At 41.0% G+C, this 775-nt stretch carries 1 protein-coding gene; it reads left to right on the top strand.

Annotation, left to right across the window (positions count from 1 at the left end):
• Window positions 1-550 (top strand): DUF1542 domain-containing protein (locus E5983_RS09305; RefSeq protein WP_160333517.1); only part of this gene is annotated, 550 nt, incomplete at its 5' end.
• Window positions 551-775: the final 225 nt, after the last annotated feature.

Below are 775 nucleotides of genomic sequence, written 5' to 3'. Positions count from 1 at the left end.
TGATGCAGAAGCCAACAAGGCTAAAGCAGCGATTGATGCAGCTAAGACTTCTGAAGAAGTTCAAACAGCAGCGACTGTAGGTATTACTGCAATCCAAGCGATCAATCCAGAAGCTATTGCGAAATCAGCGGCTAAAGATGCCATTGATAAAGCGGCAGCCGCTAAGAAGGCGGCAATTGATGCCCGTAACGATCTAACTCAAGAAGAGAAAGATGCAGCTAAGTCATTAGTTGATGCAGAAGCCAACAAGGCTAAAGCGGCGATTGATGCAGCTAAGACTTCTGAAGAAGTTCAAACAGCAACAACTGCGGGTATTACTGCGATTAACGCTATCAATCCAGAAACTGCTCAGAAGGAAAAAAATTCTAAGTCAGCTAATGCTGATCACATGAAAGAATCCATGAAGCCAGTTTATACAGCAGATACTGGTCAACTTCCAAATACAGGGGAGGAATCTAGTATGGCAGCGACAGCAGCGGGAGTAGCTCTGCTAGGATTACTAACAGGTGTTGCAACGAAGCGTCGGAAGCGGAAAGAAGATGAGATTTAATCCGCACACAAAAATAAAAAGCAAGTGCATTTAAGCACTTGCTTTTTTGATATCAAAATATTTATATGGAAAATGTAAAGATTCTATAATGAATTAAGTAATTCATGGATATAGAGTAGTCTATGTGTAAGCGCCCAATAACAAGGTATCTTCCGATAAAGTAGAAATCTAGCTATACTAGTCTCAGAAAACATGAGTAGAGGAGATTGGTTTAGTGGATGCGAA

The sequence above is a fragment of the Streptococcus danieliae genome, assembly GCF_009767945.1.
Classification (GTDB): Bacteria; Bacillota; Bacilli; order Lactobacillales; family Streptococcaceae; genus Streptococcus; species Streptococcus danieliae.
The sequence above is the reverse complement of the archived record's forward strand: the minus strand, read 5'-3'. Positions and strand labels throughout refer to the sequence as shown.